Source organism: Bacillota bacterium, assembly GCA_030019365.1.
In the GTDB taxonomy this organism is placed as follows: domain Bacteria; phylum Bacillota; class Sulfobacillia; order JACIYH01; family JACIYH01; genus JACIYH01.
On sequence record JASEFA010000001.1, the window covers coordinates 18,132 to 39,396 of the forward strand.

Annotated in this window: 19 protein-coding genes and 1 riboswitch; of the genes, 18 read left to right on the forward strand and 1 reads right to left on the reverse strand. The window is 67.4% G+C overall.

Annotated features, from left to right (window positions below):
• The first annotated feature begins 115 nt into the window (after nucleotides 1-115).
• The 7 genes from QME70_00075 (at nucleotide 116) to QME70_00105 (ending at nucleotide 6,934) form a co-directional block, all read left to right on the forward strand.
• Nucleotides 116-1,159 carry a hypothetical protein gene (locus tag QME70_00075; protein ID MDI6893000.1) on the forward strand — a complete coding sequence of 348 codons (1,044 nt, stop codon included), beginning with the start codon at nucleotides 116-118 and terminating at the stop codon, nucleotides 1,157-1,159.
• 189 nt (nucleotides 1,160-1,348) lie between these two features.
• The gene (ftcD, locus tag QME70_00080; protein MDI6893001.1) at nucleotides 1,349-2,254 is read left to right on the forward strand and encodes a glutamate formimidoyltransferase; all 906 of its coding nucleotides are present in this window, start codon (nucleotides 1,349-1,351) and stop codon (nucleotides 2,252-2,254) included.
• Entirely contained in the window at nucleotides 2,235-3,539 is a 1,305-nt protein-coding gene (gene hutI / locus QME70_00085; protein MDI6893002.1) for an imidazolonepropionase, read from the forward strand. The genes ftcD and hutI overlap by 20 nt, the downstream gene beginning before the upstream one ends.
• A gap of 4 nt (nucleotides 3,540-3,543) precedes the next feature.
• The gene (locus tag QME70_00090; GenBank protein ID MDI6893003.1) at nucleotides 3,544-3,750 is read left to right on the forward strand and encodes a hypothetical protein; all 207 of its coding nucleotides are present in this window, start codon (nucleotides 3,544-3,546) and stop codon (nucleotides 3,748-3,750) included.
• A gap of 109 nt (nucleotides 3,751-3,859) precedes the next feature.
• A complete protein-coding gene (locus QME70_00095) occupies nucleotides 3,860-4,489 on the forward strand; it encodes a cyclodeaminase/cyclohydrolase family protein (protein ID MDI6893004.1) in 630 nt (209 codons plus the stop codon).
• Nucleotides 4,490-4,501: 12 nt separating this feature from the next.
• Nucleotides 4,502-6,199 (forward strand): formate--tetrahydrofolate ligase, encoded by a 1,698-nt coding sequence (locus tag QME70_00100; GenBank protein ID MDI6893005.1) that lies wholly within the window; start codon nucleotides 4,502-4,504, stop codon nucleotides 6,197-6,199.
• A gap of 78 nt (nucleotides 6,200-6,277) precedes the next feature.
• On the forward strand, nucleotides 6,278-6,934 hold the full coding sequence (locus tag QME70_00105; protein ID MDI6893006.1) for a hypothetical protein: 657 nt from the start codon (nucleotides 6,278-6,280) through the stop codon (nucleotides 6,932-6,934).
• Nucleotides 6,935-6,948: 14 nt separating this feature from the next.
• Here QME70_00105 and QME70_00110 read toward each other — a convergent pair whose 3' ends face one another.
• Nucleotides 6,949-8,337 carry a DNA methyltransferase gene (locus QME70_00110; protein MDI6893007.1) on the reverse strand — a complete coding sequence of 463 codons (1,389 nt, stop codon included), beginning with the start codon at nucleotides 8,335-8,337 and terminating at the stop codon, nucleotides 6,949-6,951.
• A 377-nt stretch (nucleotides 8,338-8,714) separates the two neighbouring features.
• On the opposite strand from QME70_00110, the gene QME70_00115 reads away from it, so the two are divergent.
• The 11 genes from QME70_00115 (at nucleotide 8,715) to QME70_00165 (ending at nucleotide 21,180) form a co-directional block, all read left to right on the forward strand.
• Entirely contained in the window at nucleotides 8,715-10,415 is a 1,701-nt protein-coding gene (locus tag QME70_00115) for a D-aminoacylase (protein MDI6893008.1), read from the forward strand.
• Nucleotides 10,416-10,459: 44 nt separating this feature from the next.
• Nucleotides 10,460-11,554 carry an NAD/NADP octopine/nopaline dehydrogenase family protein gene (locus QME70_00120; GenBank protein MDI6893009.1) on the forward strand — a complete coding sequence of 365 codons (1,095 nt, stop codon included), beginning with the start codon at nucleotides 10,460-10,462 and terminating at the stop codon, nucleotides 11,552-11,554.
• Nucleotides 11,555-11,885: 331 nt separating this feature from the next.
• Nucleotides 11,886-12,629: an SIMPL domain-containing protein gene (locus tag QME70_00125; GenBank protein ID MDI6893010.1), complete on the forward strand. Its 744-nt coding sequence runs from the start codon at nucleotides 11,886-11,888 to the stop codon at nucleotides 12,627-12,629.
• Between the two features lie 110 nt (nucleotides 12,630-12,739).
• Nucleotides 12,740-13,504, forward strand: coding sequence for an MBL fold metallo-hydrolase (locus QME70_00130; GenBank protein ID MDI6893011.1), 765 nt, complete (start codon nucleotides 12,740-12,742; stop codon nucleotides 13,502-13,504).
• Between the two features lie 41 nt (nucleotides 13,505-13,545).
• A complete protein-coding gene (locus tag QME70_00135) occupies nucleotides 13,546-14,730 on the forward strand; it encodes an MFS transporter (protein ID MDI6893012.1) in 1,185 nt (394 codons plus the stop codon).
• A gap of 4 nt (nucleotides 14,731-14,734) precedes the next feature.
• A complete protein-coding gene (locus QME70_00140; protein MDI6893013.1) occupies nucleotides 14,735-15,994 on the forward strand; it encodes a biotin--[acetyl-CoA-carboxylase] ligase in 1,260 nt (419 codons plus the stop codon).
• 18 nt (nucleotides 15,995-16,012) lie between these two features.
• Nucleotides 16,013-16,840, forward strand: a complete 828-nt coding sequence (locus tag QME70_00145) for a type III pantothenate kinase (protein MDI6893014.1) — start codon at nucleotides 16,013-16,015, stop codon at nucleotides 16,838-16,840.
• Nucleotides 16,841-16,872: 32 nt separating this feature from the next.
• Entirely contained in the window at nucleotides 16,873-17,601 is a 729-nt protein-coding gene (locus QME70_00150; protein MDI6893015.1) for an HAD-IA family hydrolase, read from the forward strand.
• A gap of 151 nt (nucleotides 17,602-17,752) precedes the next feature.
• Nucleotides 17,753-17,837: riboswitch (cyclic di-GMP riboswitch) on the forward strand.
• Between the two features lie 155 nt (nucleotides 17,838-17,992).
• The gene (locus tag QME70_00155) at nucleotides 17,993-19,117 is read left to right on the forward strand and encodes a stalk domain-containing protein (GenBank protein MDI6893016.1); all 1,125 of its coding nucleotides are present in this window, start codon (nucleotides 17,993-17,995) and stop codon (nucleotides 19,115-19,117) included.
• A 117-nt stretch (nucleotides 19,118-19,234) separates the two neighbouring features.
• Nucleotides 19,235-19,978: an RNA polymerase sigma-I factor gene (gene sigI, locus QME70_00160; protein MDI6893017.1), complete on the forward strand. Its 744-nt coding sequence runs from the start codon at nucleotides 19,235-19,237 to the stop codon at nucleotides 19,976-19,978.
• Complete coding sequence (locus QME70_00165; protein MDI6893018.1) at nucleotides 19,975-21,180, forward strand: anti-sigma factor domain-containing protein; 1,206 nt, start codon at nucleotides 19,975-19,977, stop codon at nucleotides 21,178-21,180. Before sigI ends, QME70_00165 begins: the two co-directional genes overlap by 4 nt.
• Nucleotides 21,181-21,265: the final 85 nt, after the last annotated feature.

Here is a 21,265-nt window from a genome sequence, read left to right on the forward strand (position 1 = left end):
TGCGCCCTGTCGGTATTGATCTTGATGTGGTCTCAGGGTGATATTCTCGGGCTTCTCCTGGCCTGAAAATAATCCTCCGCCCGGCAGCATAGCTGTAGGGCGAGAGGTGACCGGGATGAGGGGGAGGAGGCGGAGACCGGGGTACACTGCAGCGCTCGTTCTGGTGGCTCTGGTGGCGGGGGTGTTGGTGGCGGGGGGTCCCGAGCGGTTCAGTCGCTACGAGCACCAGGTGGTCTGGCAGGCGCCCTGGGGGAAGGAAGAGGGCCAGGTAGCGTGGGCGGAGGGAAAGGACGGGCAGCGCTACGGGCCCCGTTCTTTTGCTCTTCACCCCGATGGGCGCATCCTGGTGCTCGACACCTTCAACCAGCGCATCCTGGTCCTGGACGAGCGGGGGCAGTTCAGCGGGACGGCGGGGCTGGACGGGATGGGGTACGACGATGTGGCGGTGTCCCCGGCGGGTACCGTGTGCCTGGCGGACAACGTCAAAGGGGAAGTGGTGTGGCTGGATAGCAGCGGGGCTGTGACCGGGCGGGAAGTCATGCGGCCGGAAGGAATGGACGTCTACCTGATCGAAGAACTGGCCGCCGGGCAGAGCTCGGTGTTCGTCCAGGAGGCCGGCTGGACTCCCTCCGGCTTCTTTCGCCGGGTAACCTTCCTGAAGGGGCGGGGCGAATCCAGGGGGACGCTGGCATCGGTGCTGGTGAACGTTTCGGGCGTGCGGGAAGGCGCGGAAGGGGTTATCTCCGAAGCGGTGCGGGGGACGGCGGTGGCGCCGGATGGGTGCCTTTACCTGGATCTCCTCTGCACGGACGGGTTCATGCGCCGGGTGCAGGTGCTGTCGCCGCGGCTGGAGCCCTTCGGAGCACTGGAGCTGCGCACCGGCACGTACATGGGGCAGGGTTCTCTGGTGGGGGTGGACGGGAAGGGCTACCTGTACTACCTGCTGCACACCGGCGAGCGGACGGGGCTGTATCGCTTCGACCGCAGGGGCCAGCTCACCGAGGTGCTCGATATTCCCGCCTCGGAATATACCCGGCTGAAGAGACCGGTGCGGGTGAGCGCCCGGGGGGACGTCTACTTCCTGCGGGCGCGCGAGGAGGGCCTCAGCCTGGAATCCTACCGCCTGCACCGGGCGTGGCGGTGGCGCTGGCGGCGCTAACACCCGCCCGTGCGCGCGGCGCGCGCCGGCCGGCGCCGCAAGTCTCGGCCCGCCACGAGCGCACCGGCCGGCCTGCGGACGCGGGCGCGGCGGAGGGACGAGCCCGGATGCAAAGGGTGCCTGCGTGGTCAGGGCGGACCCATTGCCGGGCATTGGATGAGAGTGGGGTGGCTGGAGGGTGGCTGAACGGTGGACAAGCTGATCGAGTGCGTGCCCAACTTCAGCGAGGGGTGTCGCCCGGAAGTGGTGGCCGGCATCGTGGATGCCATGCGCGGGCACGGGGTGATCGTGCTGGACGTGCACTCCGACGCCGCCCACAACCGCAGCGTGGTGACGGTGGTGGGCACTCCCGCCCAGGTGCTGGATGCTGCTTTTTCGGCCTGCCGGGAGGCGGCCCACCTTATCGACATGGAGCGGCATCGGGGGGAGCACCCCCGCATCGGTGCCACCGACGTAATCCCCCTGGTGCCCTTCCAGGGGACAAGCCTGGATGAATGCGTGGGGTGGGCGCGGGAGCTGGGCAGAAGGATAGGGGAGGAACTTGATATCCCCGTGTACCTTTACGGCGCCGCTGCCACCCGGGCCGATCGGGTACGGCTGGCGGACGTCCGCCGGGGGGAGTACGAGGGGCTGAAGGAAGCCGTTGCACGCCCCGAACGGCAGCCCGACTTCGGGCCTGCTCGCCTGCATCCCCGGGCGGGAGCGGTGGCGGTGGGCGCCCGTCCCTTCCTGATCGCCTTCAACGTCAATCTGGAGTGCGACGATCTCGAGGTGGCCCGGTCCATTGCCCGGGCTGTGCGGGAATCCAGCGGAGGGCTTCCCGCCGTGCAGGCGCTGGGGTTGCGGCGAGAGGATGGCAGCGTACAGGTATCCATGAACCTGCTGGACCACCAGCGCACCTCGCTTGCCGCCCTATACGCCCGGGTGGAGGAAGAGGCCTACCGGCGGGGGGTGGAGGTGTCGGGGTCCGAACTGGTCGGTCTGGCGCCGGCTGAAGCCCTGCTGGACGTGGTCCGTCACTTCCTGCGCGCTCCCGGTCTGGCCGTGGATCAGGTGCTGGAGGTGCGTCTCTGGCATGCCGGACACGAGAGCTGATCTGCTCGTAATCGGTGCTTCCCAGGTGGTCACCGTGGCGGCACCCCCGGGGGTGCCCTCCGGACCCAGGCGGGGAGGAGCCATGCGGGAGGTGGGCGCCATCCCCGGGGGCGCGGTGGCTGCTTTCCGGGGGCGCATCGTGGCGGTGGGGGAGGAGGCCGAAGTCCGCCGGCGCGTCGATCTCGAGCCGGGGGCGACCGTGGTGGACGCCGCCGGGGGAACGGTGTTGCCGGGGCTGCTGGACCCCCACACCCACGCCCTCTTCGCCGGATGGCGGGCGGACGAGTTCCGCCTGCGCCTGCGCGGGGTGCCGTATCTGGAGATCCTGGCGGCGGGAGGAGGGATACTCTCCACGGTGCAGGCCACCCGCGCTGCCCCGGCGGAAGAGCTGGCCCGCCTCCTGCAGGGGCGGCTGCGGTCCATGCTCCTCTCGGGGGTTACCACCGTGGAGGTGAAGAGCGGGTACGGCCTCTCCTGGCCCGACGAGCACAGGCTCCTTTCTGCGATGGCCCGCGTGGCCCAAACTCAGCCGATTGAGATAGTTCCCACTTTCCTCGGAGCCCACGCTGTGCCGCCGGAATACAGAGGAAACGCCGACGGATACGTAGAACATATCGTCCGTGTCATGCTGCCGGAGGTGGCCCGGCAGGGGCTGGCGCGCTTCGTGGACGTGTTTTGCGACGAAGGCGTGTTCAGCCTGGAGCAGAGCCGGCGTATCCTGAGCGCCGCCCGGAGGTTGGGGCTCGGGGTCCGGCTCCACGCCGACGAGCTGGCTCCCCTGGGGGGTGCGGAGTTGGCGGCGGAACTGGGGGCGGCTTCCGCAGACCACCTTCTCCGTTCCTGCCCGGAGGGCTGGAAGCGGATGGCCCAGGCGGGGGTGGTGGCAGTGCTCCTGCCGGGCACAGCCTTGTTCCTGGGGAAGCCGTACGCGCCGGCCCGCGACATGATCCGGGTGGGGGTGGCGGTTGCCCTGGCCACCGATTTCAACCCCGGCACGTGTCCGATCGCCTCGCTGCCCCTGGTGATGGGGCTGGCCTGCGTGGGGATGGGCATGGAGCCCGAGGAGGTCGTGGTGGCGGTGACCGCCAATGCCGCCCGGGCGGTCGGGCGCGGGGACGACCTGGGCAGCCTGGAAGAGGGGAAGCAGGCGGACCTGGCGGTGTTCGATGTGCCCGGGTACGAGCACATCCCCTACCGCATGGGGGGCGCCCCCGTTACCTGGGTGGTCAAGCGGGGCAGAGTGGTGGTGGAGCGGGGTCGGCCGGTCGATCCGGCCGGGGGGTGATACCGTGGAAAGTGGCGAACCGCGCCCAGGCGAACGCCCAGCCGCTGGGGAGCCCGAGGTTGTCCCGGGCGAGGCTGCGCCGGTCGGAGCACCCGAGCCCCGGGCGGCCGGGCCTGCCCGCGAGCGGAGGATGGGGTGGCGGGATTGGGCGCTGCTCTTTCTCATCTTCCTGGTGGGGATGATATCGGCGCGGGCCTGCCGGGGCGGGTAAGGCCCCGGCGCGCCGCAGACCGCCGGGTGGGCCGGACGTCAGACCGTGGGCGGGCCCGGTGCTCCGGCGTGGGCGGGTGCCGGTACATGGCGCGGGCGGAGGTGGGGATTTGGGGAGTTTGCGCGAGGTAACGTTGGACGAGTTCCTGGCCCGGCTGGGATCGGACGCTCCCGCTCCCGGGGGAGGGGCGGTGGCAGCCCTGGCGGGAGCGCAGGCGGCGTCCCTGGTGGCCATGGTCGCCCGCATCACCATGGCAAGGAGGCCCGATGCTGCTGTTGACCTGGGGCCTACCGTGGAGAGGGCGGAAAGCCTGTCCCGGGAGATGGCAACCCTGGTGGACCGCGACACGGAAGCTTTTCTGGAGGTGATGTCTGCATATCGTCTTCCCAAAGATGATGCCGGGCGGTCGGGGGCCATCCAGGCAGCCCTGCGGCGGGCGGCCGAGGTGCCCCTGGAGACGGGGCGCCGGTCGGCGGAGGTGATGGACCTGGCCCGCATGGTGGCCGAGCGGGGGATCCCGAGTGCGCGCACCGATGCCGCGGTGGCCCTGCTCATGGCCCGCGCTGCCCTGGAGGGAGCGGCCCTCAACGTGCTGGTGAACCTGGCGGCGTTGAAGGATCGCGGGTTCATGGGTGGGACGATGCGGGAAGTGGCAGAACTCAGGGAAAAGGGTCGGGAGACGGCCGCGCAGTTGGACGCGGTGTTCGCGGGGCTGGTGGACAAGCTACCGGAGGTCTAAGGGGGGACTCAAGTGAAGAGCGACATCGAAATTGCGCAGGAAGCGAAGATGAAGCCCATCGTGGAAATCGCCCGCGGGATGGGCCTGGAAGAAGACGAGATCGAACTGTACGGCAAGTACAAGTGCAAGGTTTCCCTGGACGTGCTCAAGCGCCTGGAGAGCCGGCCCAACGGAAAGTACGTCACCGTGACCGCCATCACCCCCACTCCTCTCGGCGAGGGCAAGACGGTCACCACCATCGGGCTGGGCCAGGCCCTGAACCGCATCGGCTACAAGACCGTGAACTGCATTCGCCAGCCCTCCCTGGGTCCGGTGTTCGGCATCAAGGGAGGCGCCGCCGGCGGCGGCTACAGCCAGTGTGTGCCCATGGAGGACTTCAACCTGCACTTCACGGGCGATACCCACGCCGTGGCCCTGGCCCACAACCTGCTGGCGGCGTTCATCGACGCCCATATCCTGCACGGCAACCATCTCAACATAGACCCATTCTCGATCACCTGGCCGCGCGTGGTGGACGTCTCCGACCGGGCCCTGCGCAAGATCATCATCGGGTTGGGTGGCAATCAGAACGGCTATCCGCGCGAGACGGGCTTTGACATCGCGGTCGCTTCCGAGGTGATGGCCATCCTGGCCCTCACCACCGGAATGAAGGACCTGCGCCAGCGGTTGGCCCGCATCGTGATCGGGTTCACCCCGGACGGTAAGCCGGTCACCGCGGAGGACCTCAAGTGCGCCGGCGCCATGACGGTCCTGCTCAGGGACGCCATCAAGCCCAACCTCATCCAGACCCTGGAGAACACCCCCGTGTTCGTGCACGCCGGGCCCTTCGCCAACATCGCCCACGGCAACAACTCCATCCTGGCCGACCAGATCGCCCTCAAGCTGGGCGACTACGTGGTCACGGAGTCTGGGTTCGGCGCCGACATCGGGGCGGAGAAGATGTTCAACATCAAGTCGCGGTACAGCGGCCTGAAGCTGAACGCCGCCGTGGTGGTGTGCACCGTGCGCGCCCTCAAGATGCACGGTGGTGCCTTCCGGGTGCGGCCGGGCCGGCCCCTGGACCCCGATCTCATCGCCAAAGAGAACATGCCCGCCCTCGAGAAGGGCTGTGAGAACCTGGAGAAGCAGATCGAGAACGTGCTCATGCACGGTATCCCGGCCGTGGTGGCCATCAACCGCATGACCACCGACCGCGACTCCGAGATCGAGTTCATCAGGCAGAAGGCCCTGGCCGCGGGTGCTTCCGATGCCGTGGTGAGCGAGGTGTGGGCGAAGGGTGGTGCAGGCGGCGAAGACCTGGCCCGGGCGGTGGCGAAGGCCTGCGAGGGCCCCAGCAACTTCCACCACCTGTACCCGCTGGACATCCCCATCAAGGAGAAAATCGAGAGCATCGCCACCCGGGTCTACGGTGCCGATGGCGTGGACTACCTGCCCAGGGCGGAGCAGCAGATCAAGCTTTACACCGGCCTGGGCTACGACCGGCTGCCTGTCTGCATGGCCAAGACCCACCTTTCCCTGACCGCCGACCCCAACGTGAAGGGGCGCCCGCGCGGGTTCCGTGTTACCGTGCGGGAAGTGCGGGCCTCGGTGGGTGCCGGCTTCCTGTACCCGCTCCTGGGCGAGATGAGCACCATGCCCGGTCTCCCCAGCGAGCCCGCCGGCCAGAAAGTGGACATCGACGAGGAGGGCCGCGTGGTCGGCCTGTTCTGAGCGCGCGTCAGCCGGCTTTCTCGCGCAGCGTGCGCACCGTGGCGGGAGCCCGGGAAGGACAGCCCGGGCTCCTCGCCCGTGAACCGCGAAAGGAAGCGCGCAAATAAGATCGTTTGCGTTGAGCCGCTCCTTGATGTTGACGTAGAATCCTATATCCTGGAGCAAGTGCTGGACGACATCGGCGCTGCTATCAGGAGTGTGGAGTGGCCACCAGGCTCCGGTTCCTTCACCCTTCGGGACGAACCGGGCAAGAAGAGGGGCCAGGGAAATGGAGTCAAACCCATCAAGGAACGCTGCATGAAGGAGCTGGAGTCGCGGGGCTGGCAGCGGGAGGTGCGGGTGAAGTTGTCGGGGGTCCGGGGCCAGATGGGTCCGGTAGCGGGGGAGCGTCGGCCGGGGCCGTTGGACGCCACGAAAGTGACGACCGCGGGGCTCTTTGGTGTGGAGTGGGAAACGGGGAACATATCCTCCAGCCACCGGGCCGTGAACAAGATGGCTCTCGGCATACTCAACGGAGTGCTCACCGGCGGCATCCTGATCTTGCCCACGCGGAGCATGTACAGGTACCTCACGGACCGGGTCGGGAACTTCCCCGAGTTCGCGCCCTACTTCCCGCTCTGGCGGTCCTTGAGGGTCAAAAGGGGCTTTCTCGCTGTGATCGCCGTGGAACACGACGCCGTCAGCAAGCTCGTGCCCCGCATACCCAAGGGAACGAACGGCAGAGCTTTGTGGTGATGACTGACGCCACGCTAGCGTCGCTGCAGCATCAGGATGTACTCGCTGCGCATGGTGTTGGCAATCCCGGTGATCTGCCGGCTCAATTTCCGCACCGGGCGAAGGCCGTGACTCGTGGCCAGCTCCGCCAGGAGTTCGTCCGTCCCTGGGACGGCATCGGGTGCTACACCCAGGGCCTTGGACAGCTGGTTGTTGTTGGTGCCCACCACGACAGTGCATACGCGGCCGGGGCGGAGCACCCGTGCGCACTCCGAGAGTACCTTGTCCATGTCTGACCTGTACAGCTCGTATTTCTGGGGCAAGGTCTTCCCTCTCAGGCCCACCATCTTTTCGCGCAGCTTCGCCGTATCCACCCCCAGGAATCCCAGGTGAAACGAGTCGTTCTCCAGGTAATCGATGGCAAAGCTATAGGGAGGGGAGAACAAGACGCCATCGACGCTCCTGTCCGGGAGGGGCAAAGACCTAGCGTCCCCCTCTAAAGCTGTGGCTTCGGCCAGCTCGGACTCCGTCCCCGAGAGGACCCTCTGGATTTTCTCGCAAACGAAGAGGTACCGCCCAAGTACGGCACGGAACTGGTCATATGGGGCCTTGCGGTTGCTGCGTTCGGCATAGCCAGCGCTGTCGAGGTATGCCAGCAGTAGAAGGTTGTACACCTCCGGTACTTCGCATCCCTCCGGAAGCTGGTGGTCGGCGCCGCTCAGGGGGGACTCCGGAGTATCACCTTCTCCCAGGAACCACTGCATCTGAGCTTCGCGATAGCGAGCCTTGCCCCCGCCTTCGGGACGCCCGGCTACCTTCGTGAAGTATTCGAACACTGCCCTGCTCTCTTTCGACGCGGCTCTCACCGGGCGAAGAGGCACCGTGAGGGCGTCCAGCTTGGCCTGGGTCATGAAGCGGCAGAAGGGGCTGGCGTCCAGGCCGACGGACTTGATGCCCATGAGGCGAGCTTCGATCAGCACTGTTCCTGAACCCATCATGGGGTCGAGGATGGTGTCGCCCGGTTTGAGACCCATCGCGTTCACGAGCCCTTTGACCATCTGGGGATGGAATTTCCCACGGTAGGGGAAGAGCCCGTGGGTGGCATAACCGGTCTTGAATTGGTTGCTTTCGAAAAAGGACTTCAGTCGCGATGAGGAGTACTGGGGGAGGCGGACAGGCTCGCCTCTGCACATCAGGAAATGTCTGGTCAAGGTGTTGCCCACCCGCGCGAAATAGGCGCCGTTGCGGATTATCTCCTCTAGCGTCAGTACGCGGCTCTCATAAAATGCCAACTCTAGCTCGTAAACCTCGTTCAGCTGGGGGACAAGTTCCAGGTGATCCGGGAACAGATGCGAAGATACGGACATCGACAGGACCTCGGCCACGTCTCGACAGGCTGCTACATCTTTCGCCGGCAGTACCAAGATGCCCGTCCCCCCAACTGCTACATTTTCCCACAGCTGTTACCAACAGTATACCGGGCGGCAGTGCGGACGTCAACGTGTGTCGGTTGGCGTTGGTCCGCCCAGTCGGTTGCGCCAGGCTACAACTGCGCGCAACTTCACAGGCGAAAGTCAGTTGGGCTGGCCCGTGCCGGCAGGGTTTTTTAGTTTGAGTACAGAATTGACGCGTTGGTAAGCATAGCTCAAAGTCCAGAACTACTCACGGCACGTGGGAAGGGAGGAACTGAGCCTGGTGGCGGAAGGGGAACTGGAGCTCGTAGTAGGCAATGAGATCTACCGGCTGGGGCGCCGTGATCTGACCTGGCTGATCCGGCAAGAGGCGGGAGGAGGGAACGCGGTTGCTCGACCTGCTCATCAAGGACGCCAGAATCGTGGATGGATCGGGAAACCCCTGGTTCCGGGGTCAGGTGGGGGTCTGCGCGGGTCGGATTGAGACGGTGTGGCGGCGGGAGCGTGAGGTCCCGGCCGCACGGGTGCTCGATGCGGCAGGAATGGTACTGTGTCCCGGGTTCATCGACCTGCACAGCCACTCTGACTACAGCATCTGGGTGCACAACCGGGCGGAGAGTGCCCTCCGCATGGCGGTTACCACGGAAGCCGTGGGCCAGTGCGGCATGACGGTGCACACGCTGGCCCGCGAACTGGGCGAGAAGGTCCGGCGCACCATAGCGACCTTTGCTCTGGTCGACGCGGATGAAGTGGACGTGTCCTGGGGTACCCTGGGCGAATGGCGGTCGGCACTGGAGTCCCGCAGGATAGGGATCAACCTTGCTCCCTTTATCGGCCACGGCACCGTGCGCGAGTCGGTGATGGGCCTGGAGGGAAAGGGCGGGGAGCGGTGCGAGCCGGGGCTCGAAGAGCTGGAGAAGATGAAGGCCCTGGTAGCTGAGGGCATGGAGCAGGGCGCATTCGGTCTTTCCACGGGCCTGCGCTATGCCCCCGGTCGGAATGCGTTCACCGAAGAGGTGATCGAGCTCGCCCGGGTGGTGGCCCGGTACGGCGGAGCGTACACGTCGCACATACGCAGCGAAGAGGAATACCTGGTGTGGGCGGTCGGCGAGCTGATCCGCATCGGCCGGGAGGCGGGCCTGCCCGCCTGCGTGTCCCACCACAAGGCCATGCTGCCCGAGAACTGGGGGAAGGTCTTCGAGACCGTCCGCATGCTTGAGCGGGCCCGGGCGGAGGGCGTGGATGTGATCTGCGACCTTTACCCGTGGACGCTTGCCCGCCAGGCCAACCTGGGAAGCTGGTTTGCCGGGCACATCCTGTCTCCGGACAGCGCGACGGTCGCAAGGGAAGAGCTGCTCTCCCGGCTGGGTGACGACGGCCGCTGGGCAGAGGTGAAACAGGCCGCCCGGGCAGCCTTTGCCAGGGAAGTGGAGGTCAACGGACACCGGCGGCGGTTCCTCGCCCGCCGGGGGGTGATGGTGCCGGACATCTGGGACCCCGAGACCTTTGACTACATCGTGTGGTCTCCCGGCCACCCGGAGGTCGAGGGGAAGAACTTCCGGCAGGCGGCGGCCGTCCTGGGGTACCAGGATTACTGGGATGCGGTGCGGCGGGTCTACCTCGACGATCGGGGATTCACCCAGGTGGCGGCGGGCGGGATGGCCGAAGAAGACGTGGGGCACGTCCTGCGCTGGCCCTGGTCGTGTGTTTCCACGGATGGGTTCGTGCTCGATTCGCCTCCCGATCTGGGTAACCCCGGTTGCGGCGTGCACCCGCGGCAGTACGGAACTTACCCGAAGGTGCTAGGCCAATACGTGCGGGAGACGGGGGGCCTGCGGCTGGAAGAGGCCGTCCGGAAGATGACCTCCCTGCCGGCCGGGTTCCTGGGACTGCGGGACCGGGGGGCGGTGCGGGAAGGGATGTGGGCTGACCTGGTGATCTTCGACCCGGAGACAGTGGCCTGCACGGCCAGCTATCACGAACCTGCCCGCTACCCTGTGGGGATCGAGTACGTGCTCGTCAACGGGGAGGTAGTGATCGATCGGGGGCGGCACACCGGGGCCCTGGTGGGCAGGGTCCTGGCCCGCTAACCTCCGGCGCGCTCCCGATCCAGTCTCAAGAGGAGGTGCACGCGATGGAAAAACCACTGGCAGTACTCGGTGGCGGCAACGGGGGTCACTGCATGGCGGCGGATCTGAGCCTGGCCGGTCACCCGGTGAACCTGTACGAGCTACCCGACTTCGCCAGCCGCATCGACAGGGTATTGAAGACGGGGGAGATCAGGCTCACCGGGATAGGACGCCAGGGAACGGCCCGGTTGCACAAGGCCACCACGGACATGGCCGAAGCCCTGCAGGACGTGGAGATGGTCAACGTGGTGGTTCCCGCCTTTGGCCACCGCCGCATGTTCCAGGAGATGCTTCCCCACCTGCGAGACGGCCAGATCGTGGTGATGTGGGCGGCCGACTTCGGTTCGCTGGAGCTGGCCCGCTTCCTGGGCCAGAACGCCCCTGGCCTGAAGCTGGACGTGGTGGAGACCAACACCCTACCGTACGGCACCCGGCTGGTGGAGCAGGGATGGGTGGACCTTCTCCTGGTGGCGCCCCTCATCACGGCCTCCGCCCTGCCGGCCAGCAGGAACGGATCGGTGCTGCCGCGAGTCCAGCGGTACTTCCCCATGGTGCAGGGCGCCCCCGACGTGCTCTCGTGCGCGTTGAGCAACCCCAATCCCATCGTACATCCCCCCGGATCGCTCCTGAACGTGGGGCGCATCCAGTACAGCGGTGGCGACTTCTACATGTACCGGGAGGGGATAACGGAGGCGGTGGCCCGGGTGATCCGGGTACTCTTCGACGAAGTCGCGAAGGTGGCAGAGGCTTACGGGACGACCGTCCTGGAGTACGAAGACCGGGACTTCCGCACCACCGGCAGTATCATGGCGGTGGCATTCCAGGCGCCGTTCGACACCCTGGGCGTGATCGGCCGCATCAAGGGCCCCAGCACCATCGGCGACCGCTACATCACCGAGGACCTGCCCCAGGGTCTGGTGCCCATCTCCGAGCTCGGTCGCAAGGCGGGGGTGAGCACCCCGCTCGTCGACGCCATCATCACCCTGGGCTCGGCCGTGTGCGGCCGGGAGTTCTGGGCCGAGGGCAGGACCCTGGCCAGTCTGGGCATCCACGACCTCTCGCCGGCCGAGATCATGCGGCTGGTCAGGGAAGGCGGCTAGGAGGGAACGCGGTAGGCAGCGAGCACCGGGATTCGTACACCTTCGTACCCGTCTGGCTGGGTGTGAGCGTTTGGGGAAACAGCAACCGCATCGTTCGACTGTGGCGCTCAAGAGCTTTGGCGGCATTTTGGGGTGATATGTCTCGGCGCTGAAAAAGGACAAACTCCGCAGGCTCCTGAGTACGGGTGTCAGGGAGGCCCGGCTTCGGTCGTCTGGCCCGAGATCGTGCTCGGCGGATGCTGCTGGGAATCCTGCGGCGATGTGGGTTTGCAACGCGCCGGGCGCCGGGGACGTCTTACCTGGTGGGAGCGACGGGGAAGGGGGGATGGGTGTGACGAAGAAGCTGGTGGCAGGTGTAGCGGTGGTGGCCGTACTGCTGGCAGCGGTGCTGGCGTTGCGCGGGCCCACCGTGGCGGCGGCGGACGAGACCAAGGTGGATCGGCTGATCCAGGTGAGCGGCACGGGGAGGGTGGACGTGACGCCCGACACGGCCACCCTGGAGGTGGCCGTGGAGACCACGGGGGACACGGCCCGGGCCGCCCAGGAGGAGAACGCGCGGGCCATGCGGGGGGTCATCGACACCCTCAAGAAGCTGGGGATTGCGGAGAAAGACGTACAGAGCACGCAGCTTTCCCTGTACCCCGTTTACGACTCGGCGAAGCCCCAGCGGCCGGAGGAAGAACAGAAGCCGCCCCGCATTGTGGGCTTCCGGGCCCAGAACAGCGTCCAGGTGACCGTGCGCAAGCTGGACGACGTGGGCAAGGTGGTGGACGCGGTGGTGGGCTCGGGTGCCAACCGCATCCAGGGGATCTCCTTCGGCCTGAGTGACCCCAAGCCCTGGCAGGACAAGGCGCTGGAGCAGGCCATCGCGGACGCGCGCAGGCAGGCCGAACTGGCGGCCAGGGCGGCCGGGGTGCAGATCAGGGGCGTGCGCAACATCAACGTCTACGGCGGAGGTGTCCCCATCATCCGCAGTGCCAAGTTCGCGGAAGTGGAGGGTCTGGCGGCCCCACCGCCCGTGATGCCGGGTGAGATGACCATCCAGGTCAACGTGAGCATGACCTTCGAGTTCTAGCAGAGCTGGTCGGCGCGAGGGATTGGCGATGGGGGGGGACGAGGCGGCGGATCATCCGCCGCCTCACTGTTCCCGCACGCCACGACAGGGAGCGATGGGGGCGGGGCAACGTGGACCGGCAGGCTGACGTAGAGGGCGCAGGGCAGGGAGCGGTGGCCGGGTGTGGAATAACTATCTGCGAACGCAAGCGGGAGGTGGTGACGGTGGAGATCCAGTGGTTGGGGCACGCCTGCTTCCTGCTCACCAGCCCGGGGGGGACGCGGGTGGTAACCGATCCCTTTGACCAGCAGGTGGGGTACAAGGTGAAGACGGTGGGAGCCGACCTGGTGACAGTGAGCCACGAGCATTTCGACCACAACCACGTTCAGACGGTGAGCGGTTCGCCGCAGGTGGTGAGGGCGTTGACGCCGGCGGGGGATTGGGCGAGCCCGGCAGCCTCGGTGGGGGACGTGACGGTGAGCATGGTGCCCACCTATCACGACGCCGAGAAGGGGGCGAAGCGGGGGAAAAACGGGTGCTTCATCCTGGAGATGGGTGGCCGGCGGGTGGTGCACCTGGGTGACCTGGGACACCTCCTGTCCCCCGAGCAGGCGGGGGCTTTCGGCTCGGTGGATGTCCTGCTGACCCCTGTGGGGGGCTTCTACACCATCGGTCCGGCCGAGGCCGACCGGGTGATCGGGTTGCTCCGGCCGCGCGTGGTCATCCCCATGCACTTCAAGACGGCGGCGAACGCCGGCTGGCCCATCGGGGGCGTGGAGGATTTCCTGCGCGGCAAGCAGGGCGTGAGGCGGATGGGTGGTTCGGTGGCAAAGGTGGAGAAGGCTGAGCTACCTGCCGGTACCGAGTACTGGGTGCTCGAGCCGGCCTGGCTATGAAGGAGGCGGAACCGGCGGCGTCACCCGCGTGGGGCGATCAGGTGAAACGGGCGGGGCACCACCTGCCCCTGCTGGTGGCGCTCAGTATCGGCCATCTCCTGACCGACGTGAACCAGGGCGCGGTGCCCGCTCTGCTCCCCTACCTGCGGGAGGCCTTCGGCCTCTCCTATGCCGCGGTGGGGAGCCTGCTCATGGTGTCCAACATCACTTCGTCGGTGGTGCAGCCCCTCTTCGGCTTCTACAGCGACCGCGCCCACCGCCGCTGGCTGCTTCCTCTGGGGATCGCTATGGCCGGGCTGGGCGTGGCGGCGGCGGGCTGGGTGCGTCCGCCCCTGGTCTACCTGGCCGTGGCGCTGAGCGGGCTGGGGGTGGCCTCCTACCACCCGGAAGGGTCGCGGATTGCCCGTTACCTGGGGGGAGAGCGCCGGGCCACCGGGATGTCGGTGTTTTCCATAGGAGGGAACGTGGGATTTGCCCTGGGGCCGGTGGCGGTGACGGTGGTGCTGGGGGCGGGTTGGGGGATGCGGGGTACCGCCCTCATGATCCTGCCCGCCCTGGCGGGCGTGCTTGCCTTCACGGCCCTGCTGCCCGCCCTGGGGCACTGGGAGGAAGCCATGGCCGCCCGCATGGCGCGGACGGAGGGTATGAAGACCAGGCCGCGCTGGCGCGCGGAGGTGCTGCTCCTCACCATCGTCATGCTCCGGTCCCTGTTCCAGTTCGGGCTGATAGCGTATCTGGCCTTCTACTACGTAGAGGTGCTGGGGGGCACCAAGGAGATGGCGGGCCGGTTGCTGTTCGTCTTCCTGGCCAGCGGCGCCCTGGGCACCCTGCTGGGGGGACCCCTCGCCGACCGGGTGGGCATGCGCACGGTGCTGGTGGGATCGCTCGCCCTGATGTCCCTCCTGCACCCCCTGCTCCTGCACGCGGGGAGAGTCCTCATCTTCCCGGTGGCGGCCCTGATGGGGCTGGCCGTGGTTTCCACGTTCAGCATCACCCTGGTCATGAGCCAGGAGTTCCTGCCCCACCACGTGGGGATGGCCTCCGGGCTGAACATCGGCCTCTCCATCGGCCTGGGCGGGGTGGGGGCAGCCATGCTGGGCGCCATTGCCGACAGGTGGGGCATCCCCGCCACCTTGTGGCTGCTGGAAGCATTCCCCCTGCTGGCTGTGGTGCTGGGGCTCCTCCTGCCCGAACCCCGGCCTCGCTGGCGGCGGGCGGCGTCGTGAGGCTGTGAAGGAGGGGGCCATCGTAAACACGGATCGCGATCTGGAGCTGGCCAGAGACCAGGTAAGGGGCGGGCTGGCATCGGTGGCCCTGGCCGGTGGGGGAGTCCTGCTGGGCCGGGCGGGCGGTAACGGTCTCATTCCCCTCGTGCAACTGCTGGCCCGGCTGGGCTGGGAGCCCGCACGGGGAGGCTCGGCCTGGCCGGTTGCCCCCGCCCTGGCCGACCGCGTGGTGGGCAGGGCGGCAGCCGTGTTGGCGGCTCAGGCCGGGGTGAAAGCGGTGTGGGGAAGGACGATGAGCGCGCCGGCTCGCGATCTCCTGATGGAGCGGGGTGTGTACGTCGAGGCGGAGGAGGTCGTGGCCTTCGTGTGGGGACGCCGGCGCGGGGAGATGTGCCCCATGGAGGGCCTGGTGGCTCTGGCGGGGGACCCCGCCGACGGCAGCGCGATCCTGTGGGCCGCGCTGGGCAGGTCTGGGCGACCCCCGTGGGTGGAGGAGATCGGGGCTCGCCTGCGGAGCGAGCCGGCGGGGGAGCGGGTGCTGGGTCGCTTGCTGCTGGGCTACGAGGAATGTGCCTCCACCAACGATGTTCTGGCCCGGCTGGCCCGCCGGGGCTACCCGGAGGGCACGGTGGTGATGGCCCGGTGCCAGACGGCGGGACGCGGTCGCCTGGGCCGGCGCTGGGAATCGCCTCCGGGCGGCATCTGGATGTCGGTGCTGCTGCGGCCGCCCCCGGAGTTGCTCTGCACAGGGGGGGTGCTGCTGGCCACGGCCTCCGTGGCCGCGTGCCGCTCCCTGGCCGGGGTGGTGGGCCTGGAGGCGGGGATCAAGTGGCCCAACGATGTCTACTGGGCGGGACGGAAGCTGGGCGGGGTGCTCGCCGAGGTGGGGGCGGGCCATGTGGTGCTGGGGATCGGCCTCAACGCCGACTTCCCCCTGGCAGCCCTGCCGGTCCCCGAGCAGGAACGGGCCACCACCGTGCTGGAAGCGACCGGAGGGGCTCCTTTGCCCGATTTGGCCGCTTCCCTTCTGGACCATCTGGACCGGGCGTACCGGGAGGTGCGAGCCGAGGGCCCGGGTGCCCTGTTGCGGGAGTGGCGGCGTCGTGGTACGGTGCTGGGTGAGGAAGTAATCGTCGGGGGCAGAGAGACCTTGACCGGGGTGGCGGAGGACATCGACGAGGAGGGCGCCCTTCTGGTGCGCAGGCCCGACGGTGAACTGGTGCGGGTGATAGCGGGGGATGTATCCCTGCGCACTGTCTGCTGAGGGAGTTGATGAACAGGGATGCTGCTGGCGGTAGACGTGGGCAACACCAATATCGTGTGGGGGGTGTACCGGGGTCGGGAGCTGGCTTTCCACTGGCGCACCACCACCACCCGTCAGGCGACGGCCGACGAGTTCGGCATGCTGCTGCACCAGCTGTGCAGCTTTCACGGCCTGGGGCTGGCTGCCGTGCGGGCCTGCGCCATATCGTCGGTGGTACCGCCCCTTACGCCAGCCCTGGAGGAGATGGCCCGTCGCTACCTGTGCATCGCGCCTCTGGTGGTGGGTCCGGGCATCGAGACCGGGATGGAGATCCGGTACGACAATCCCCGCGAGGTGGGGGCGGACCGCATAGTGAACGCGGTCGCCGCCTTCGCCCTGTACGGCGGGCCCTGCATAGTGGTGGACCTGGGCACGGCCACCACCTTCGACGTGGTGTCGGCGCAGGGCGAGTACCTGGGGGGCGCCATCGCCCCCGGCATCGAGATCTCGACCGAAGCCCTTTTCGAGCGGGCGGCCCGGCTTCCCCGCATAGAGCTGGTGAGGCCCCGCGCCGCCATCGGCAAGAACACGGTGGCCAGCATGCAGGCCGGCATCGTGCTGGGCTTCGCCGGCATGATCGACCAGCTGGTGGGGCGCATCAAGGAGGAACTGGGCGGGGAGGCGCGGGTGATCGCCACCGGCGGGCTGGCGGAACTGGTGGCGCAGGAGGCCCGTACCGTGGAGGTGGTCAACCCCCTCCTGACCCTGGAAGGGTTGCGCCTGGTGTACGAGCGGAACTGTCCCCGGGAGGGGGAGGCGCGGATAGGGGCTGGCAATGTGGACCGGGCGGGACCCGCAGCCGGCTGAACGATAGGAAACCCGGGGAGGGCGAAACTGAATTGCCGCTGCGATACGAAGCTGTGCTGTTTGACCTGGATGGTACCCTGATCGATACCCGCGACCTGATCCTGGCTTCGTTCCACCACGCCCTGCGCCGGGTGCTGGGCCGGGACCTGCCCGACGAGGTGCTGCTGGCCGGGCAGGGGACAACGCTCATCGACCAGATGCGCTGCTTCGATGGGGACCGGGCGGAAGAGTTGACCCGCGTGTATACCGAGTTCAACCTGCGGGAGCACGATGCCCTGGCCCGGGAGTTCCCGGGTGTGCAGGAGTTGCTGCGTGACCTGTACGCCATCGGGGTCCACCTGGGCGTGGTGACTTCCAAGAGGAGGGAAGGAGCCCTGCTGGGGCTGCGCCGGTTCGGCATCGCCCCCTACCTTACGGCGGCCGTGTTCATGGAGGATACGCGGGAGCACAAGCCCTCGCCCGCGCCGGTGCGCGAGGCGCTCCGCCGGCTGGGGTGCGCACCCGCGCGGGCGGTGATGGCGGGTGACAGCCCCTACGACGTGCAAAGTGCGCGCAGTGCTGGGGTCGAGGCGGTGGGTGTGGCCTGGGGCTCCCATCCCCCCGCGTCCCTGCGGGAAGCGGGGGCAACGGTGGTAGTACACGACTTGGGAGAGCTACGCAACTATCTCTGGAAGAACGTTACGGGGCAGGGCAGAAGGGCTTCAGAGTACGGCTGGCTGACTGCGAGCCCGTGTCGACCCGCAACCCGTCGACGGTGCTGAAGTCCGCCCCCGCTGTGTCCGCGCCGCTGGGGATGGCGGATACGTTGTGCACACATACTGGCGCCGGGCGGAATCCTGCCGTCCAAAGCTGCGTTTGCGCCGCCGAAATCGCGGTGGTCCTGCGAAGAATATAAGGGGACCAGCTATTAGCCCCCAAAAAAGGCAAACCCGGCGAAAGCCGGGGGCGCAAAGCTACGGGGCCTAAGGCGTAATGCTATGGCAGCCCGGCCGCTGGGGGATCTTGTGATTCCCTACCGGCCTGCTGGCTGCCGCTGGGAGGTGGTTGGCAGGTCGGTTCTCTTGTTCTGAGCAGTTGGCCAGGCTTCCCAACCCAAGCCCCTCTCCATGGGCGGGAGTGGGGGCCAGTTCGATCCGGGAAGGAGTGAGGAGGATGAACAAGCGAGCTCGGGGGTTCCTGGTCCTGTTGCTGGTAGCCGTTTTCCTGCTCGGGGCGGTGCACACGGCGCTGGCAACCGGAGACGAGCCGGTGGTTGGGTCGGGTGGCGAGCAGAGCCCCGGGACCGCCGGCGCCGACGCAACGCTGGCATCCGGCGAGGACGAGCACGAGGACGATGACGCAACGCTGGCATCCGGTGAAGACGAGCAGGAGGACGAGGGGAGTGACTCCGCGTCTCTTGCGGCCGAGCCCGGCGACGAAGAAGAGGAATTCCGCTTGCAGGTCGAAGCAAATTTGGAACAGGCGGTGGCCTCGGACGAGGAGAGCGAAGACGAGCCTGACGAGCCTGATGCGGGAACGCCGGCGGGTCTTGCGAAGCGAATAGCAAAGCTGGAGCAGCAGCGAGATCAGAAACCTGAAGATGCCCGGATACTATGGAAGTTGGCTATGGCATACAGGGCGGCGGGCGAGTACGACAAAGCCATATCGGTGCTTAAGGACATGAAGAACCTGCCCGGTTCCGGCGCCAAGGTAGCCGTCATGCTGGCCCTGTGCCTGCGGGCCACAGGTGACGCACAAGCCGCTCTGACCGAGCTAGAGAGCCTGGACTCTACGGTTCCGGGGGCAGTGTATGCCTACCGGGCGATCCTGAAGGATCAGGTGGGCGAGGTCGAGGAAGCACTCGAGGACATGGAGGACGCGGTCGCTGCCGAGCCGGAGCAGGACGGCATGTACGCCAAGCTCGGTGAGCTCTACGAGAAGACGGGCCGGCACGGTGTCAAGGTCTTCGTGAAGGGCAAGAAAGTTCCGTTTGACGTTGAGCCCTTCATAACGCCCCAGGGTAGGACCATGGTACCCTTGCGGGCCATTGTCGAGTCGCTGGGCGCGGACGTGAAGTGGGATGGCGAGCTGCGGCTGGTGACTGTGGCCAAGGGGGATGTCACCGTCGTGCTGCCCGTGGGCTCGCTACGGGCCATGGTAAACGGCACGGAGGTCGCGCTCGACGTGCCGGCCGTAATCGTGGGGGACAGAACCATGGTACCTGTCCGCTTTCTGTCCGAGAGCCTCGGGGCTAAGGTGGGATGGTTCACGCAGGGACAGGTTGTGTCGGTCAACTGAGCGTATGGCCGTGGAGCATCGACCGGGTCCGGGGCATCGTTGCCCCGGACCCTTCCGCTCTGGCAATGCCTTCTCGATCTAATCATAGAGCTACAGCCACTACCTGTGAAGGGATGTGTGAGGGTGAATCCCGGCCCCGACCACCTCGTAGCGCGCGCCCAGGCCGGGGATGCGTGCGCCCGGGAAACCCTCTTGCGGGATTACCAGCCCTTGGCGCTGCGCCTGGCGGCACAGGTGCGAGGGAGGTTCGTAACGGAATCCAGCGACGACGCGTCGGTAACCCTGGTCGCCTTCAACGAAGCGATCGACAGCTACCGGCCGGATCGCGGGGCCGGCTTCCTCAGTTTCTGCGAGACCGTGATCAGGCGCCGGCTGATTGACCACTACCGGCGCCAGTCCCGGCAAGCCCGGGAGATCCCGCTTTCGGCTCTGGAGCAGGACGACGACGAGGGGAACAGTTACTCACCGCAGCAGATGCAAGCATCCCAAGCCGCGCACCAGGCCTACGTGGAGGCCTGGGAGAGGCGGGAAGAGATGGCCCGCTTCGAGGCCAGGCTGAGGCAGATCGGACTTGGCCTGGGGGAACTGGTTCGAGTGTCTCCCAGGCACCAGGACAGCCGGCAGCGCGCGCAACGGGTGGCCCGCTATCTGGCCGAGCACAGGGAGCTGGCCAGGCAAGCACTGGCTCAGCGCAGGCTGCCGGTCCGTGAACTCGAGAAGGCGCTGGGGTTGGGACGTGACATGCTGCAGCGCAATCGCAAGTACATCCTGGCTCTGACCCTCGTTCTGACTGAGGAATTTCCTTACCTGCAGGACTACCTGCGCCCGCGATCACCCTCGCTGAAGGGGATGGCGAAGTGAAACAGGGAACCGTGCTGAAGATACAGGGGAAGAGGGCCATCGTGCTCACGCCCGACGGCGAGTTCCTCCGTACCCCCACTGGCCGGGAAGGCTGGTGGCCGGGGCAGGAAGTAACCTGGCCGGACCGGGAGCCGCGGGCCTGCTTGCGCCCGGCCGTGGCCCTGGCCTGCGTGCTGGTTCTCCTTGTGGCCTGGAGCGGGTTGGCGTACCGCCACTGGCGGGGACTGGGCCCGGTGGTGGCTTACGTGTCGGTGGACATCAACCCCAGCCTGGAACTGGGCGTAGACGCCCGCGAGAGAGTGTGCAGCGCCTGGGCGTTCAATCCTGACGGGGAAAGGCTGCTGGCGGGATTGGCGTACCGGCGCCGGAGCCTGCTGAAGACGCTCTCCGATCTCACCCTCCGCGCCGTGGAGCAGGGTTATCTCGGCGGGGACCGTCCGGGGGCGGTGCTGGTTGCGGTCGTGCCTGCCGAAACGACAGCAGGGGTAGATCCTGCCCGGTTGCGCGAGGAAGCCGTAACTACCGCTCGCCTGGTGCTCGAGCAACGGGGTCTCAAAGTCGATGTCAAAGGATGGACTGCCGACCGGCAGGTCCACGAGGAGGCCAGGCGTCACCACATCTCGGCCGGGCGGATGGCCCTCTATCTGGCGGCTCGTCGCGCCGGGGCGGAAGTCACCCTGGAACAGGTCTGCCGGGAACCGATATCCCACGTGCTGAGCCTGGTCACGGAGCGTGCCGGCCAGAGAGAGCAGGGCATACGGGAGTCCGCCCGGGGTGAAGGCCGGCACGGGGAAGGTGATCGATCCCCGGCCGTGCCGGGCAACAAGCCGGACTCACCGGCCGGGCAGAAGACGCGCTCGAAGCACGGGCCGAGTCCTTCTGGAGGAAAGCCCGGCCCCGGCTCGGATGAAGGCGCACCCGCTCTGGAGAGCGGCCCTGGCACGGCTTCCCCGCCGCCGGAGCAGGCAACCGAGGAACCACCGGCTGACGAAGACGAGAGCGGCGCTCAGGGTACCCAACCACCCCCGTACCCGGAAACGCAACCGGACGACGACGGTCAGACGGGAGTCTGCCCGGACGGGACATCCCAGGAGCAGACCGAGGAGCAGACCGAGGAGCAGACCGAGGAGCAGGCCGAGGAGCCGCCCCATTCCATGAATGACCCGCTGCCGCCGGAAAGCGGCGAGGGGCACGGCAGGTAGGAAGTTCCACCTGTGGTGGCGGGTCGCCAGGGCTTCTCCGGCGATTGTTGTTGCTGACACCTGGGTGGCCGGGGGCCGACCGCAT